The following is a 14740-nucleotide window of genomic DNA, read 5'->3' as shown; positions in this document are numbered from 1 at the left end:
AGATACGACAAGCGCGGCTACGTCTACCTCGGCACCGCCACCGCAGCAGCACTCGCCATCTGGCTCCGCACATGATCGCCCGGACAAGTCCTAGCGCCAGGGAACCCACCACTTGGACGAACACCTCGCCGATCTGCTTCAGGCACTCGCTCGTCGCGTGAATCTGTGCGTCGTTCCCAGCCGCGATCTTCCACGCCAAGGGCGAATCGTCAACTTCACCCAGGGACTGGCCCAGATGGTCGCCTCCCAGGGGATCCGCGTCAACGCGGTGGCCCCAGGGCCGGTGTGGACCCCCCTGATCCCGGCGACCCTCCCGGACACCACCGAGTTCGGGAAGCAGTCCCCGCTGGGCCGCCCCGCCCAGCCCGCCGAGATGGCCCCGGCGTACGTCTTCCTCGCCTCCCAGCGCGCGAGTTACATCACCGCGGAGGCCGTCAACGCCACGGGCGGCACGCCGCTGCCCTGAGGAGCGGCATGTGCCGCCACCGACCGGGAAGACGCGGGATCAACAACGCCTCTTTCGCTTGAGGAGACGACATGCTGATGGCTTTGCCTGAGGCAGGGACGGCATGGGGGGTTGACCGCTGACGAGCAGCTGACCTGCGGTTGCCATGTCCACGTATCGGTGGGCTCCGACGAGGAGGGCGTGGCCGTTCTGGACCGGATCCGCCCCTGGCTGCCGCCGGCACTGAGCGCCAATTCGCCCTTTTGGCAGGGGCAGGACAGTGGCTACGCCAGTTACCGAAGCCGTGTATGGGGCAGACGGCCGTCGGCCGCTCCCGTGGAGCCCTTCGGGTCCGCCGCTCGCTACCACGCCCTGGTGCGCACCATGGTGGCCACTGGGGCGCTCCGGGACGAAGGCATGATCTACTCCGACGCCAGGCTGTCCCGTACCTACCCGACGGTGGAGATCAGAATCGCCGACGTCTGCCTGGACGCCTCCACTACGGGGCTTCTCGCGCACTGATCCGTTCGCTCGTCGACACCGCCGCCCGCGACTGGCGGAACGGCACCCCCGTCGCCGGCCACCCCGTCGGCTTCCTGCGGCTGGCTGGCAGGCCGCACGCTCCGGCCTGACCGGAAAGCTCGTGCACCCTCTCACCATGGAGCCGGTGCCGGCCGAAGAGGCGTTGCGGGCGCTGCTCGACCACGTCCACGACTCACTGGACGACAACGGAGACCTGCCCACAGCCCGCGACGCGCTCACCGCGTTACTCAGGGCAGGAAACGGCGCGATGGCCCAGCGCGAACTGCTGGAGCGCAACGGCAGCCTCAAAGACGTCGTCGCCGCGTGCGTCCAGCGCACCCACGCATGGCGGTAGGACCAGATGTGCGGTCCGCAAGTGGAAGGCCGTCAGGGTGTGCGAGCGCCCTGAAGGCCACTGCCGGCCGTCGCGCCCTCACGGGCGTGGCAGGCGCCGCTCTCTCCAGCACTGGGCCGCCCCGGCTGTCCTTCGGAACGGCGGGGGGCGCTTTCGTGTCTTCAGGCCCTGGCTGCGGTGCGCGCGGGGTGGCAGCGGGGGCAGGCCTCGACGTCGGGCATGCCGAGGGCGATCTCCACCTCGCGGGGGCTGAGCCAGCCGCCGACCGCGTCCGGGCAGTCGCCGCGGTGGATCACACCGTGGAGGGACCCGCCCTTGGGTATGTGCTGGAGGCGCCAGCCGATCCCGTCCTTGGCGTGCGACTTCTCCTGCTTCGGTGGCGTAGCAGCGGCAGCGGGTCGAGGCTCCCTCTCCTCGACCTCGCGGATCTTCGCGTCGACCGCGTCGATCTGCAACTGCAGGTACAACCGGATTACCCGCAGCCGCTCAGCATCAGGCGGCAAGTCGCTCACACGTTCGACTGTACGGCTGGCCAGCGTGTCGAGCCAGCGGGATCAGCTCTCGGTGGCCGTCTCGTCGACGAACGAACCATGCCCGGGGCGGTCATGATGAGGTCTTCCCGCAGGGCCGCGGTCAGGTTCTCCGCACAGTGCCGCGGCTCACGCCGGACTCGGACCCCCAGCCGCACCTGACCACGTACCCCCCCAGGCAGTCCGTACATGCCGCCGACTACCGATACCCGCAGCCGAGGGGCGGAGGCCGAAACGGCCCCGTCCGGCACCTGCGCCCGCTCCCAGTGGTACACCGGCCCTGCCCATGCGGAACGGAGTCAGCCCTCGGGGCGGGGTCGCTTTTCGCCTGCCTGGCCATGCAAGTGGTCCACGCGGCTGGCCGGATGGGCTCGAAGACGCGGTCCCCGTCGCTTCCTTCCGGGGCTTTCGGAGGGGCCGCTCCGTCACCTGGTCGATGGGTCCAGCGTGCTGCCCGCCGCCGCAGCCAACACGCTCGGTGCCCGCTTGTCGCACGCCTCGGCGCGGCACACGACCAAGATGCCGCCGGGTCCGGAGTCGGTTTCTAAGCGGCGGGAGACGCCGTCGGTCAACACGTCCAGCATGCACCCGCGTTCCGCGCGAGACACGCTGGACATATGCCTGCCAAGGAGCCGTCCGTCATCGTCCTTCCGCCCGTGGACGGCCGCCGAGTAACGATCAACGGGGTCTACTTCGGAACTGCCCGCGACATGACAGAACTGGAGCAGTTCCTTTGGCTTGCCGGCTTCGATCCCGCCTGGTTCGACATCGCCGACCCCGACGTCATCGAGTGGCGCGGCGGCGGCCCCGACGTGTGGTGACGGGCCCGCCCGGCCTTAATCGGCCCCGTAGGGCCTGATCCGGCCGGACGGACAAGTTCAGACTACGACGGCAGTCGGCGCCTGCCACAAGCGCCGGCACTCTGCTCTCCGCACCGTTCGCGCACAACCGCAGGCGCATGTGGCGCCCGCGGGCACCGGTCCGTGCCGTGTGCCCGCGAGTGCTGCAGTGTCTGCAGCATCAGGTGCAGGCCTGGACGCACTCGCTGTGGGCTGGTGGGAGCGCCAGTGGCGGCGCTGATGGCGGGGGAGCGGCACAGCCCAGCCGGCGCCACTCCCTCGAGTGGCCACCGCCCCGGCCCCGCCGCCCAGTACGAACCGTTGACACGCTTTGAGCACTGTCGAAAACGACCTCTTTCCACCGCCCGATTACGACGCCGTCGACATCGTCCTCACCGGCCCCGTCGACCAGGTCGCCCCCGTTCGCGCCCGGATTCAGGCCCGCGCGACCGACGGAAGCAGCATGCTGCTCGACCTGCTGAGGACGGCCTCGTCCGCTGCCGCATGCGGATCACAGCCTCCCGGAGCTGTAGATGTTCCCGCCTAGGAGGTTTCGGCGACGTGTGCGAGGTAAGGCGATCTGCCGGCGCCGCCCGCTTCGCCCCCCGACCGGGCGGCGCCCCGAGGGGCTCCCCCTCTCGGTGGTCAGCGCCTTGCGGACCGGGGCCTGCTCCATTCAGGCCCCGGTCGGCGAGGAGGACGTGATGGACGAGAAAACCCGCGTGAATCTCCCCGGAAAGAGGGTCCCGGTCAGCGGCATCTACGAATGCACCTGCGGCCAGGGCCATCGCTTCACCAGCACAGACGTGGAGGGACACACCTTCCCTCCTGTCCCGAAGGACTGCTCCGGCATCGGCTGGAATCTACTGATCCCTGCCCATGCGGAGCGCAGCCCCTAGGCCCCCAGCAGCTCGCCCAGTTACGTGGTGAGTACCGGGCGGGCGCCGTACGCGGCCCCGCCGACGTACCTCCCCTGTCCGCGGCGCGGCCGCTCTACTACGCGGGAGCTTGGGTCGGGGCAGGCGCCAGGCGCCTGCGCCCCGCCAGCTTCACGCCCTCACGCCAGAGCTCCGTCTGCTTCCGGAGCAGGAGTCAGACAAAGGATTGCCGCCTGGAGCGTACCCACCACGGCTTGTAGCAGCGACGGCTGCGCTCTTGGCGAGCGTCGCCCTCTCCGTCCATGCCTGCACCAGGTACCGGGCGCCGTTGCGGTAGATCACGTGGACCAGTTGGTGCTCGGTGCCGAGCCCGAGGGATCGGGGCCCGTACGCTGATGCCCCGCTCACCGCGGCGCCTTCGTTTCCGTCCCGCCGGGGATCGCTCCCTGGGCGCGCAGTTCGGCGATCTCGGCGGGGCCGAATCCCAGCTCGGTGAGGATCTCGTCGGTGTGCTCGCCCAGGTCCGGCGCACGTTTCGCCGGCACCTTCGGCACTCCTCGCAGGTTGACCGGGCTGCTGATGGTTTCCGTGAGCCCGGTGACTCCTTCCAGCGGCACCACGATGTCGTTCGCGCGCAGTTGCGGGTCCTGCGCGGCCTCCTCAGGGGTCTGGATGAGGCTGTGGGTGACGCGTTCTCGTCCCAGGGCGTCCTTCCAGTGGGCGAAGGGCCGCGCGCGGAAATCGGCGTCGAGCAGTTCGCTGAGCGCGGCGGCGTTCTCGAGGACACCCTCGACGTCGGCGAAACGCGGGTCCTCGAGCAGCTCGGGGCGCCCGATGGCCCGCGTCAGTCCCGGCCAGTGCGGGGGAGACGCCACCAGCATGAACCACTCGCCGTCCGCGGTCCGGTAGGGGTTGACCAGCGGATTCGCCGGCGCCTTCCGGTCGTGCAGCTCGAAGGACGTGCCGCCGGCGAGTGCGCCGGCCACCAGGGTTCCCGTGGCCCAGACGCCCGTGGCGAGCAGCGACGTCCCGACACTGGCCCCTTGTCCCGTTCGCTCACGGCGGTACAGGGCGGTCACGATCGCCGCGTAGACGGCGATCGCCGACATGTAGTCGCCGCTGCCCCAGACCGGCACCGTCGGCGGTGCTCCCGCGTCCCGGGTGGAGGCCAGCAGCCCGCTGCGCGACCAGGCGGCGGTCAGGTCGAAGCCCGGCTGCCCGGCGTCGGGGCCGGTGTCACCGAAGCCTGTGATGTCGGCGTAGACGACCCGCGGGTTCCAGCCCGCGACCTCGTCGTAGCCGAGGTGCAGTCTCTCGCGGGTGCCGTGCGGGAAGTTGGTGATCACCACATCGGCCCACTCGACGAGGCGCTTGAGGATCCCGGTGGCCGCCGGGGACTTCAGGTCGATCACCATGCCACGCTTGTTGCGGTTGGCGAGGTGCCAGCTGTAGTTGGCCCGTGCCTGGGGACTGGGCGGTACGGAGCCCAGCCGCCGCTGGGGATCGCCGTTCCCCGGCGGCTCGATCTTGATGACGTCGGCTCCGAAGTCGGAGAGCATGGTGGCCGCGGCCGGTGCCGCGATGAAGCTCGATGCGTCGAGGACCTTCAGCCCGGTGAACACGGATTCGGTGGTCAACTTGGTCACCTCACGAAAGCGCTCAGGCCGTCGGTCACGGCACGCCCGACGATGAGGGTCTGGATCTCGCGCGTGCCCTCGTACGAGTAGATGGCCTCGGCGTCGGCGACGAACCGGCCGATCTTGTAGTCGAGGATGATGCCGTTGCCGGCCAGCAGTTCGCGCGCCCATCCCACGGTCTCCCGCATCCGCACGGTGCAGTAGGCCTTCGCCAGCGAGGACTGCTCGTCCCGGTACACCCCGGCGTCCTGCAGCTGGGCCAGCCGCGTCACCATCCCGCACGACGCCGTGGCATTGCCGAGCATCTTCACCAGCAGGTCCTGCATCAGCTGGAAGCCTCCGATGGGCCGGCCGAACTGCTCCCGCTGCTTGGCGTACTCCAGGGCGATCTCGTAAGCGCCGAACATGATGCCCACCGCCTGCCACGCCACCCCACTGCGGGTCCGGCGCAGGATCTCCGCTGTGTCCTTGAACGAGTTCGCGTTCTGCAGCCGGTTGGTCTCCGGAACCCGGCAGCCGTCGAGCACGATGTCGGCGTTCTGCACGATCCGCAGCGCCATCTTGTTCTCGATCTTCGTCGCGGTGAACCCGGGCGTGTCCTTCTCCACGACGAAGCCCAGCACGTGACGGGTCTCGACGTCGCGGGCCCAGATGACGACCAGGTCGGCGAACGTCGCGTTGCCGATCCACCGCTTCGCGCCGTCGAGGATCCATCCGTCGCCGTCGCGGCGGGCGGTCGTCTGCAGCCCGCCGGCGACGTCGGAGCCGCCGTGCGGCTCGGTCAACCCGAAGGCGCCGATCTTCTCGAAGCGGCTCATCGCCGGCAGCCACTTCCGCTGCTGTTCCTCGGAGCCGCAGGCGAGGATGGTGCCCATGGCCAGACCCGTGTGCACGCCGAAGAACGTCGCCACCGACGCGTCGGCATGGGCGAGCTCCAAGGCCATGAGACCCGCGAAGAGGTTGCTCGGCCTGGATCCCGTCGATTCCGGGTCGGCCCAGTCCACCAGCCCGAGCCTCCCGAAGCCTTCGACCAACTGGAAGGGGAATTCGGCCCGGGCCCAGTAGTCGTCGACGATCGGGGCGACCTGCGTGCGGAGGAACTCGCGGACGGACTCGACCTTCTCCCGTTCCCGGTCCGACAGCAGTTCCTCGTAGGCGTAGAAGTCTGCGGGCAGCAACCCTTTGCCCAGGTAGGGACCGGACGGTGCCGGCAAGGTCGTGGTGCCGCTCATGGCAATCTCCCTCAAGCGCTGTGAGGCCTGGCCCGGAGATCCGCGCCCGCCGGCGCTCCCAGCCCCCGGCTTTTCGGATCCGAGCGCGATTAAACGCGGATCCGGAGCGGCGCCCCCGGACCCGCGCCGCCCAGCGTGGTGGTGTCGCCGCGGACCACCCGAGTGGCCCGTCGCCGACGGTGCGCGAGAGGCGGGCGGGGCAGGATGCGGGAACTGCCGGAACGTCATGCCGGCGGCGGTGCGCCGGCGCCGCTGCGTGACACTTCGGCGCAGCGCCAGCAGGGCCAGGCCCTGCGGACCGCACGTGCGGCTGGTCCACGGCTGCCGGTACCTCCACGGGCGAAGCGTCCGGTTTCCGCGACCGAGCCTGCCGTCGCTGAGGGCGGTCAGTCGTCGAGCGGCTGGTCGTGGAGACGGGCGGTGAGATCGTCTGCCCATCCCTGGGCCCATTGGCGCAATTCGCCGATCGCGGGCTCGGTGAGACCGTAGGCGGCGAATTCGGTGTCGTCGATCCAGTCCGCGCCGTCCAGGCGGGCCAGCAGGTCCTCCAGGTCGAAGGCGTCGCGGGCGTGGCGGCGGCCGAGCGCTTCGAGCTCGATCGAGGACCACAGGTGGGCCGCGGCTCGGACGTCGATGAGGTCCCGGGCGATCCCGCGGTCGGCCAGTGCGCGGACCTTGGTACCCGCCACGTCTTCGAGGGACAGGACCGGTCCGTGGTCGGTGATCACGGCGGGGCGGGTGAGGACTTCCTTGAGGATGTCGAGCTCGCATTCCTCACCGCTGTCCGGGTCGGTCACGGTGGGACGTGCGGCCAGCGGTCCGCTTCCACGACGTGCACCTGCCAGCCGCGGTCGCGAAGCCCGGCGGTGACGGTCGCGGCGATCTGGTCCATCGGGTCGTTGTTGTCCGTGGCGACGTCGAGGTCCTGGCTGAGCCGTTGGACCAGGCCGTGCGCCTGCACCGCGTAGCCACCCGTGAGGACCAGGGGATACGGACTGCCGATGCTGAGGACGTCCGCCAGCAGCCGGCGGTGCAGTGGATCGAGGTTCACGCTGCTCGAGGCGCCCGAGTGGGGAGTTCGCTGAAGGCGGCTTCCCAGACGTCGCGGATGTCGCGGCTGATCAGCGTGCGAAGCACGGGCCAGAGCTTGATGAGAAGGTCCCGGTCGAGGTAGCGGACCAAGTCGTCGTGGAGGCCCTCGGCCAGGACGGTCCGGTAACAACTCATACGCAGCCGCGGCTGGTCCAGATCGAACTCCGTCAGGCCCGACCAGGCCAGGTGCAGCGGCAGGGCGACCGTCCCGTGCGCGGGTCCCCGCAGAGCGGACAGTTCCGCGGGCAGCCGCCTGCGGAACCGCTCGCGGCGCAGCTCTGTGGTGCTGGACGTCGATGCCATGCCCCGATTATTTCCCAGCCCGCGGTACCGGGGCCACAAACCCGCCGATCCGTGGCGGGCGCCGTCGCCGTGACCGTCACGCCCCTCCAGGCGCCGGGTGAACGCTCGCGAACGGGTCCCTGCGGGAGGGCGCCCCGCAGGCGCACCGGGCGTCGCCGTCGGGTTAGTCTGTCCCCCGTACCGGACACGGGGTGCCCCGCCGAGGGCTGAGATCACACCCGTCGAACCTGAACCAGTTCGTACTGGCGGAGGGATGTCTCCATGCCATTGGCGCATGTTTCCGGCGGTCTGCCCGCCGACAGCCGACAGACCGTCTTCGACGGCCGCATGCCGGCGGCCGCCGGCGACCTGCGGATCGAAGCACACGGCATACGACCGGTCCCCGAGGGCAACCGCTACGGCGGACCGGGGCGGCTGTTCACCGTGTGGTTCGCCCCCAACCTCACCATGACCGGCGTGTTCACCGGCACCATCGGCATCGTCCTCGGCCTGGACTTCGCCACCGCGCTCACCGCCGTGGTGCTCGGCACCGTGATCGGCGCGATACCCACCGCCTACCTGGGCACCTGGGGGAGCCGGACCGGTGCGGGGCAGCTGCCGCTGGCCCGGCTGGCCTTCGGCCGGGCCGTCGCGCTACCCGGCATCCTGCAGTGGCTGTCCTCGGTCGCCTGGGACGCGCTGATCGGGCTCTTCGGCGGGGACGCGCTGGCGCGGCTGTGCGGCCTGCCCTTCTGGCTCGGGGTCCTCATCATGATGCTCGGGCAGGGCGCTCTCGGCGTCCTGGGCTACGAGGCCATCCACCGGCTCCAGATCGTCATGACCTTCGTGCTCGCCGTCGCCTTCGCCCTGATCGCCTGGAAGCTGCTCGACGGCGTCCACCCCGCGGTCACCGGCTCCGCCCACGGCGCCGACCGGGGCGGGGCGTTCGTCCTGACCAGCACCATCGCGCTGAGCCTGTCCCTGTCCTGGGCCCCGTACGCCAGCGACTTCAGCCGCTACCTGCCACGGAGCACCTCGCGCTCGCGCATGTTCTGGTTCACCCTGGCGGGCCTGGTGGTGTCCTTCGTGGCCGTCCAGGTCCTGGGGTTGTGGGGCGCGTCCGTCCTGACCGACCAGACCGCCGCAGGTGTGGCCGATCTGCTGGGCGGTGGGCCGCTGGGGGCGTTCGGGCTGCTCGCCGTGGCCCTGGCCGCCCTGTGCAGCAACGCCATGAACGACTACAGCGGATCCCTGGCCCTGCAGACCGTCGGCGTCCGCGTTCCCCGCCCGGCGGCGGCCGCTTTCGCCGCCGTGCTCGGCTTCCCCCTGGTGCTGTGGATGCACGCTGCCGACACCACCGCCCGCTTCCAGAACGTGCTGCTGTTCGTCGGCTACTGGATCCCCGGATTCGTGGCGATCGTCATCGTCGACTGGCTGGTGCGGGCACGGGAACGGGCGGGCGCGGAGATCGACCTCGCCGCCGAGACCGACCGGCCGCAGCCCGGCCTGCCCGCCGTGGTCGCGTTCGTGGCCGCCTTCGCCGCGGCCGTGCCGTTCATGGACACCACGCTGTACGTCGGCCCGGTGGCGGACGCCCTGCACGGCGCGGACCTGTCGTACTACGTGGCCTTCCTCGTGGCCCTCGCGGTGTACACCCCGCTGCGTCTGCGTCAGCGCTCGCGGCCCTGAACCGCCACGTCCCGAACCGCCGACCATCGCAGGCGCCCGCACACGTCCGTCCCCCCAAGGAGCGACACCGCATGCCCCCGACGTCCGCCGACCACACCGCCTTCGCCGCGGAGGCGCTCACGCGCCTACGGGCCCACTCCCCGCTGGTCCAGTGCCTGACCAACTCGGTGGTGACGGGGTTCACCGCCAACGTCCTGCTGGCGCTGGGCGCCTCGCCCGCCATGGTCGACATCCCGGGGGAGGCCGGACCGTTCGCCCAGGTCGCCTCCGGGGTCCTGGTCAACCTCGGCACCCCGCACGCCGAGCAGCGCTCCGCCATGGTCGAGGCCGCGCATGCGGCCGCCCCGGCCGGCACCCCGTGGGTGCTCGACCCGGTGGCGGTCGGCGCGCTGCCCGTGCGCACCGCGCTGGCGCACCAGCTCCTCGAGCTGCGGCCGACGGTGATACGGGGCAACGCCTCGGAGATCATCGCGCTGGCGGGAGCGGGCGATGGCGGCCGCGGAGTGGATTCCTCCGACGGCGTCGAGGCGGCGGAGGAGACGGCACAGCGCCTGGCCGGCGCGACCGGCGGCGTGGTCGCCGTGTCCGGCCCCGTTGACTTCATCACCGACGGGGTGCGTACGGCCCGCATCGCCAACGGTGACGCGCTGCTCACCCGGGTGACGGGCGGGGGATGCGCGCTGGGTGCCGTGATGGCCGCCTACGCGGCGGTGGACGAGGACCCGTTCGCCTCGACGGTGGCGGCCGTCACCGCCTACACGATCGCCGCCGAACTGGCCGCGAAGAAGGCTTCCGGTCCCGGCAGTTTCGCCGTCGAGTTCCTGGACGCGCTCGCCGCGCTGCGGGAGTCCGACATCGCCGAGCGGGCGGCCGTGTCGTGACGGGGACGCCGGTCGACCTGTCGGTCTACCTGGTCACGGACGCGGCCCAGTGCACGGCCCGGGGCCGCAGCGTGGCCGAGACCGTCGCCCAGGCGGTGGCGGGCGGCGTCACCGCGGTGCAGATCCGCGAGAAGCACGCCGACGGCGGTGCCTTCCTGCGCACGGTCACGGAGGTGGCCGCGGTCCTCCCGGGGCGCGTGGCGTTGATCGTCAACGACCGGGTGGATGTGTTCCTGGCCGCCCGAGCCGGGGGCATACGCGTGTCGGGCGTCCACATCGGGCAGTCGGACCTGCCTCCGGGTGCCGTCCGCGAACTGATCGGACCGCACGCAATCCTGGGCCTCAGCGCCGCCACCCCCGAGGAACTGCGCGCCGCTGCCCAGGATCCGGCAGGCGTCCACCACGTCGGCATCGGCGCGCTGCACGCGACCCGGACCAAGGCGGACGCCCCGCCTTCGCTCGGCCTTGACGGCTTCGCCCGCCTTGCCCGGCTCAGCGCACTGCCCGCCGTGGCCATCGGCGGTGTGAACCCTGCCGACCTCCCGCGACTGCGGGAGGCCGGGGCAGCGGGCGCGGCCGTCGTGTCCGGCATCTGCGCCGCCGAGGACCCCGGTGCCGCGGCTCGCGCGTACGCCCTCGCCTGGGGTCGTGTGCCGACCCGGAGCCGGGAGATGAACCCCGCCTGACGGTGCGTGTTGCGCGGGGCCGTCGTTCGCTCGGCTCAGTAGTCCTGCGGTGCCAAGGTGCGCAGGACGTCGAACTCGTTGCCCTCGGGGTCTGCCATGACCACCCAGTTCCGGTCCGGGCCCTGGCCCACGTCCACCGTGACGGCGCCGAGACCGAGCAATCTGGTCACCTCGTCCTTGGTGCTGCCGTCGATCGGGCTGACGTCGAGGTGAAGCCGGTTCTTGACGGTCTTGCCCTCGGGCACGCGGATGAACACCAGGGTGGGCGGCATCTGGCGGGCCCGGACATCCTCGACGGTCGGCACCCATGAGCCGATCTCGACCTTGCCCTCGCTCCGGTCGATCACCTTGAAGTCCAGGACCTCGCACCAGAAGGCCGCGAGCCTGTCCGGATCGTGGCAGTCAACGGTCAACTCGGTGAACCTGCTTGTCATGCTTCTCCCAGATAGTGCGGACGGGGCTCAGCGTAGGTCGCCCGCCCGACGGATCCGAGAATTTTTTGCCCAGGGGCAACAGACGGGCTTGATCCGGAGGGAACTCCTTAGCGTCGGCCGGCGGTCCGCCTTCGGCGTTCCCGCAGACTCACCGCCCAGGCGGCCAGGATCAGGACGAGGCCTGAACCCGCGACGATCCGGACGGCTGGGGTGCCGAACCTCTGCCACGACGCGGAGACGGCACCCGCCGCTCCGGCGACCAGAATCAGCATCGGCAGCCGGCGCCGCCAGGTTGGCAACGTGTCCGTACGCCAGACGGAACAGAGCTCATCCAGGCAGCGGCGAGCACGACGCACCAAGCGAAGCCGCTCATCACAACTCCATGAACCGCAGGCACCCGATCTCAGTCAGTTCGATCGGCGAGACGATCTTGCTCCCCGCAGGAGGGCGAAGGCAAGGACTCACCGCCGGGAGATCCCGGAGCGGTTCGTACCGGCGGCGGGGTCGGCGAAGTGGAGCGGCCGAAGTTGCGCCGGCCGGGCTCGAGGCTCTCGTACGGCATCTGGTGGTGTACGACGTGGCGCCGGCGGATGAGGGCGAGGTCACGGGACGGGACGGCCTGCCGGACTCCTGGCAGGGCTCGCCCGGCGTCCCACGGACCGCCGTCAGACGTCCAGGCCCCCCAGGGCCGCACGGACCAGGGGTACCAGATCGTCCAGGTCGGCGGCCGCGAGCTCGTCGAGCGTTCCCGCGCCGCGGGCCAGCAGCACCCCGATGAAGGCGGCGGCCGCCACCTCGGCCCGCAGTTGGGGCCGGTCCAGCCCGTCGCGGATGAACCGCTCGCGCAGCGGGTCGACCACACGTAGGTACAACTGGGCGCGGGCGGCGTCCTGCACGGCGTCGTCGTCGTGGGCGTGCACGGCCGCGCGGAACACGGGGCCGGTGCCGCGCTGGTCCCCGCGGTCGAACAGTGCGCGCAGACGCTCGGGTGCGAGCAGGTCCGGTGGGGTCGCGTCGCCCAGTTCGGCGCGCAGCACCGCGGTGTACAGGCCGCTCTTGTTGTTGAAGTACCGGGCGATCAGCGCCGGGTCGACGCCCGCCCGCTCCCCGATGTCGCGGATGGTGGTGCGGTCGAAGCCCCGCTCGCTGAAGAGCTCGCTCGCCGCCTGGAACAGCCTTTCGCGGCTGCGAGTGGAGTCGCGCTTGCGCGAGGGTGTGTCCTCGTTCACCGTGTCGCCTCCTGCCGCGCCGATTCCCCACCGTGCGTCACGGCGTCCGTGCCCGGTGCGGGAGCCGTGATCGCGGCGCGCCGGTGCCGCGGCGGCAGGACGGCGGTGAACAGGATCATGGCGACCCACACCCCGCAGGCCAGGAGCGCGGCCGTCCGGTAGCCGTCACCCGTGGGCAGCGCGTTGCCGGCGGCGGTGTGGGCCTGCAGGATCGTGGCGCTCAGCACGCTTCCGGTGGAGTAGCCGACGTAGCGCAGCACCTGGTTGAAGCTCATCGCACTGCCCGTCTCGTGTGCGGGTACGGAACCCACGATCATGCCGGGCATGACGGCGAACATCCAGCCGACCCCGAAGCCGGCCACCGTCATGATGACGAACAGCTCCCACAGCTGTCCGCGGGCCAGGGCGAAGGCCAGCACGGCGGCCAGGGAGACCGCGCCCCCGAGCGACAGCACCAGTGCGGTGGGAGCCCGCCGGGCCAGCAGCGGCACCACCCGGCCGGCGGCCATGCTGGCGAGGGAGAAGGGCAGCAGCACCAGCCCGGTGACGGCCACCGAGGCGCCGAACCCGTAACCGGCCTCGCGCGGCGTCTGCACGAACCGGGTGACCAGCGACAGCAGCAGGTACATCCCGAGGCCGGCCACCAGCGCGGTCACGTTCGCGGTGAGTACCGTGCGGTCCTTGGTCAGCCGCAGGTCGACCAGCGGCCGGGCCGTCCGCAGCTCGTGCACGACCCACAGTGCGAGCAGCAGGAAGCTGCCCACGATCAGGGCGAGCAGCCGCGCGGAGTCCCACCCCCAGAGCTCGGCCTCGCTCAGGGCGAGCAGCAGTCCCGCGAGTCCGGTGCCGAGCAGCACCGCGCCCGGCACGTCCAGCCGCGGGGCGGCGCGGCGCGGGGACGGCGGCAGGACCACGGCGGCCGCCACCAGGGCGGCGGCGCTGACCGCCGCCCCGAACCAGAATCCGGCGTACAGCCCGTAGGACTGCGCGATCAACCCGGTGACCGGGTACCCCAGACCGACGCCGGCGACGGTGGTGATCGACAGCAGGGCCACCGCGGGGCGGGACCGCTCCGGCGGCAGGGCGTCGCGGGCGGTGGCGATCGCCAGCGGGGTGAGGCCCAGCCCGAGGCCCTGCAGCGCGCGCCCGGTCACCAGACAGCCGATGCCCAGCGGCAGCGCCGCCAGGACACAGCCGGTGAGCACCGCGACCAGGGCCCCGAGGATCACCGGGCGTCGGCGTGGACCGTCCCCCAGCCGTCCCATCACCGGAGTGACGACAGCGCCCACGAGCAGCGTGACGGTCAGCGACCACTGGGCGTCGTTCAGGGAGACGTGCTCCTCGGCGGCGATGGTCGGCACCAGTGGGGCGCCGAGGCTGCTGACCACGGCGACCAGCATGCCGAGCGAGACCAGTACGGGAACCAGCGCTCGCTGCCGCGCGGACCGGGGCTCCGCCATAGCGGGATTCTCCACGGCTCTCCTTGATGTCATCAGGCGATGTCTTCAGCTGAAGTCATCGCCTGATGACATTATTCCCGACACCTCCCCGGCGGGGTTGGGGCGGGCCGCGTCTCTTGCGGTGCAAGACGCCGATGCGTGCTGCAGCCGATCTGCGACAAAGTCGTCCATCAGGAATGCGGTGCGGCCTGAGATTCCCCCGGATCGTCCCATGCAACCTGATGACGGGTCAGTAAAGGGGATTGGTGGAAGCCGCCGTCCGAGATGTGGTGCGCAATTCCGTCGGACGCCGGGAAGGTGGCATTGGGGCGTGCCGCAAGCGGGCTCCGCGGATACGGCGGGTCACGTCAGGACATATCCGGCGGACGAACCTATCGCGCGCCGAGTTGTCAGCGAATGGGCTGCCGACCAGCGCAAATGCCGTCCGGTAACCTTGATCCATTCTCCGGGGTGCTGGCGTCTTTCCGTCGCGTGTCGTATTCACGCCCTCGATACGTGCAGTGACCACTCACGAGTAACAGAAGCCCAGCGTTCACTCAGCGAACACAC

General features: G+C 71.0%; 12 protein-coding genes, 3 pseudogenes and 1 riboswitch. Of the genes and pseudogenes, 7 read left to right on the top strand and 8 right to left on the bottom strand.

Going from position 1 to position 14740, the window contains the following annotated elements:
* Nucleotides 1-196: 196 nt before the first annotated feature.
* Together ABZ312_RS26740 and ABZ312_RS26735 are read left to right on the top strand one after the other, a co-directional pair.
* A pseudogene (locus ABZ312_RS26740) lies at nt 197-466 on the top strand (SDR family oxidoreductase); the annotation flags it as partial.
* 108 nt (nt 467-574) lie between these two features.
* Nucleotides 575-1322 (top strand): annotated as a pseudogene (locus ABZ312_RS26735) (glutamate--cysteine ligase); the annotation flags it as partial.
* A 161-nt stretch (nt 1323-1483) separates the two neighbouring features.
* Here ABZ312_RS26735 and ABZ312_RS26730 read toward each other — a convergent pair.
* Nucleotides 1484-1834 (bottom strand): DUF6233 domain-containing protein, encoded by a 351-nt coding sequence (locus ABZ312_RS26730; RefSeq protein WP_500438930.1) that lies wholly within the window; start codon nt 1832-1834, stop codon nt 1484-1486.
* A 635-nt stretch (nt 1835-2469) separates the two neighbouring features.
* Here ABZ312_RS26730 and ABZ312_RS26725 point away from each other — a divergent pair.
* Complete coding sequence (locus ABZ312_RS26725) at nt 2470-2673, top strand: hypothetical protein (protein WP_499516345.1); 204 nt, start codon at nt 2470-2472, stop codon at nt 2671-2673.
* Nucleotides 2674-3395: 722 nt separating this feature from the next.
* Nucleotides 3396-3590 (top strand): hypothetical protein, encoded by a 195-nt coding sequence (locus tag ABZ312_RS26720; protein WP_500329286.1) that lies wholly within the window; start codon nt 3396-3398, stop codon nt 3588-3590.
* Nucleotides 3591-3973: 383 nt separating this feature from the next.
* On the opposite strand, the gene ABZ312_RS26715 is transcribed toward ABZ312_RS26720, so the two are convergent.
* From ABZ312_RS26715 to ABZ312_RS26700, 4 genes and pseudogenes are all read right to left on the bottom strand, one after another.
* Nucleotides 3974-5215, bottom strand: coding sequence for a CaiB/BaiF CoA transferase family protein (locus ABZ312_RS26715; RefSeq protein WP_500438929.1), 1242 nt, complete (start codon nt 5213-5215; stop codon nt 3974-3976).
* Nucleotides 5212-6438 (bottom strand): acyl-CoA dehydrogenase family protein, encoded by a 1227-nt coding sequence (locus ABZ312_RS26710; RefSeq protein WP_500438928.1) that lies wholly within the window; start codon nt 6436-6438, stop codon nt 5212-5214. The genes ABZ312_RS26715 and ABZ312_RS26710 overlap by 4 nt, the downstream gene beginning before the upstream one ends.
* 386 nt (nt 6439-6824) lie before the next feature.
* Nucleotides 6825-7489, bottom strand: a pseudogene (locus tag ABZ312_RS26705) (nucleotidyl transferase AbiEii/AbiGii toxin family protein).
* Nucleotides 7486-7833, bottom strand: a complete 348-nt coding sequence (locus tag ABZ312_RS26700; protein WP_500356752.1) for a transcriptional regulator — start codon at nt 7831-7833, stop codon at nt 7486-7488. The pseudogene ABZ312_RS26705 and the gene ABZ312_RS26700 overlap by 4 nt, the downstream one beginning before the upstream one ends.
* A gap of 177 nt (nt 7834-8010) precedes the next feature.
* Nucleotides 8011-8104, top strand: a riboswitch (TPP riboswitch).
* Between ABZ312_RS26700 and ABZ312_RS26695 the strand changes: the two genes are divergently transcribed.
* The 3 genes from ABZ312_RS26695 (at nt 8095) to thiE (ending at nt 11068) form a co-directional block, all read left to right on the top strand.
* Nucleotides 8095-9501: a purine-cytosine permease family protein gene (locus tag ABZ312_RS26695; RefSeq protein ID WP_500329290.1), complete on the top strand. Its 1407-nt coding sequence runs from the start codon at nt 8095-8097 to the stop codon at nt 9499-9501. It overlaps the preceding riboswitch by 10 nt.
* Nucleotides 9502-9572: 71 nt before the next feature.
* On the top strand, nt 9573-10382 hold the full coding sequence (thiM, locus tag ABZ312_RS26690) for a hydroxyethylthiazole kinase (RefSeq protein WP_500329291.1): 810 nt from the start codon (nt 9573-9575) through the stop codon (nt 10380-10382).
* Nucleotides 10379-11068, top strand: a complete 690-nt coding sequence (gene thiE / locus ABZ312_RS26685) for a thiamine phosphate synthase (protein ID WP_500329292.1) — start codon at nt 10379-10381, stop codon at nt 11066-11068. The genes thiM and thiE overlap by 4 nt, the downstream gene beginning before the upstream one ends.
* 35 nt (nt 11069-11103) lie before the next feature.
* On the opposite strand, the gene ABZ312_RS26680 is transcribed toward thiE, so the two are convergent.
* The 3 genes from ABZ312_RS26680 to ABZ312_RS26670 all read right to left on the bottom strand — a co-directional run bounded on the left by ABZ312_RS26680 (nt 11104) and on the right by ABZ312_RS26670 (nt 14206).
* On the bottom strand, nt 11104-11502 hold the full coding sequence (locus tag ABZ312_RS26680) for a VOC family protein (protein WP_500329293.1): 399 nt from the start codon (nt 11500-11502) through the stop codon (nt 11104-11106).
* Between the two features lie 665 nt (nt 11503-12167).
* On the bottom strand, nt 12168-12731 hold the full coding sequence (locus ABZ312_RS26675) for a TetR/AcrR family transcriptional regulator (protein ID WP_500329294.1): 564 nt from the start codon (nt 12729-12731) through the stop codon (nt 12168-12170).
* On the bottom strand, nt 12728-14206 hold the full coding sequence (locus tag ABZ312_RS26670) for an MFS transporter (RefSeq protein ID WP_500329295.1): 1479 nt from the start codon (nt 14204-14206) through the stop codon (nt 12728-12730). The genes ABZ312_RS26675 and ABZ312_RS26670 overlap by 4 nt, the downstream gene beginning before the upstream one ends.
* Between the last annotated feature and the right edge of the window lie 534 nt (nt 14207-14740).

The sequence above is a fragment of the Streptomyces sp. NPDC006207 genome (genome assembly GCF_040613835.1).
In the GTDB taxonomy this organism is placed as follows: Bacteria; Actinomycetota; Actinomycetes; order Streptomycetales; family Streptomycetaceae; genus Actinacidiphila.
Note: the sequence above shows the minus strand (reverse complement) of the source record. Positions and strands in the feature narration are given on the sequence as shown.

What these genes read in the sequence shown, in the direction of transcription:
- ABZ312_RS26725 (WP_499516345.1), top strand. Translation starts at nt 2,470, where the DNA reads ATGCCTGCCAAGGAGCCGTCCGTCATCGTCCTTCCGCCCGTGGACGGC.
- ABZ312_RS26720 (WP_500329286.1), top strand. Translation starts at nt 3,396, where the DNA reads ATGGACGAGAAAACCCGCGTGAATCTCCCCGGAAAGAGGGTCCCGGTC.
- ABZ312_RS26710 (WP_500438928.1), bottom strand. Translation starts at nt 6,438, where the DNA reads ATGAGCGGCACCACGACCTTGCCGGCACCGTCCGGTCCCTACCTGGGC.
- ABZ312_RS26700 (WP_500356752.1), bottom strand. Translation starts at nt 7,833, where the DNA reads ATGGCATCGACGTCCAGCACCACAGAGCTGCGCCGCGAGCGGTTCCGC.
- ABZ312_RS26695 (WP_500329290.1), top strand. Translation starts at nt 8,095, where the DNA reads ATGCCATTGGCGCATGTTTCCGGCGGTCTGCCCGCCGACAGCCGACAG.
- thiM (WP_500329291.1), top strand. Translation starts at nt 9,573, where the DNA reads ATGCCCCCGACGTCCGCCGACCACACCGCCTTCGCCGCGGAGGCGCTC.
- ABZ312_RS26680 (WP_500329293.1), bottom strand. Translation starts at nt 11,502, where the DNA reads ATGACAAGCAGGTTCACCGAGTTGACCGTTGACTGCCACGATCCGGAC.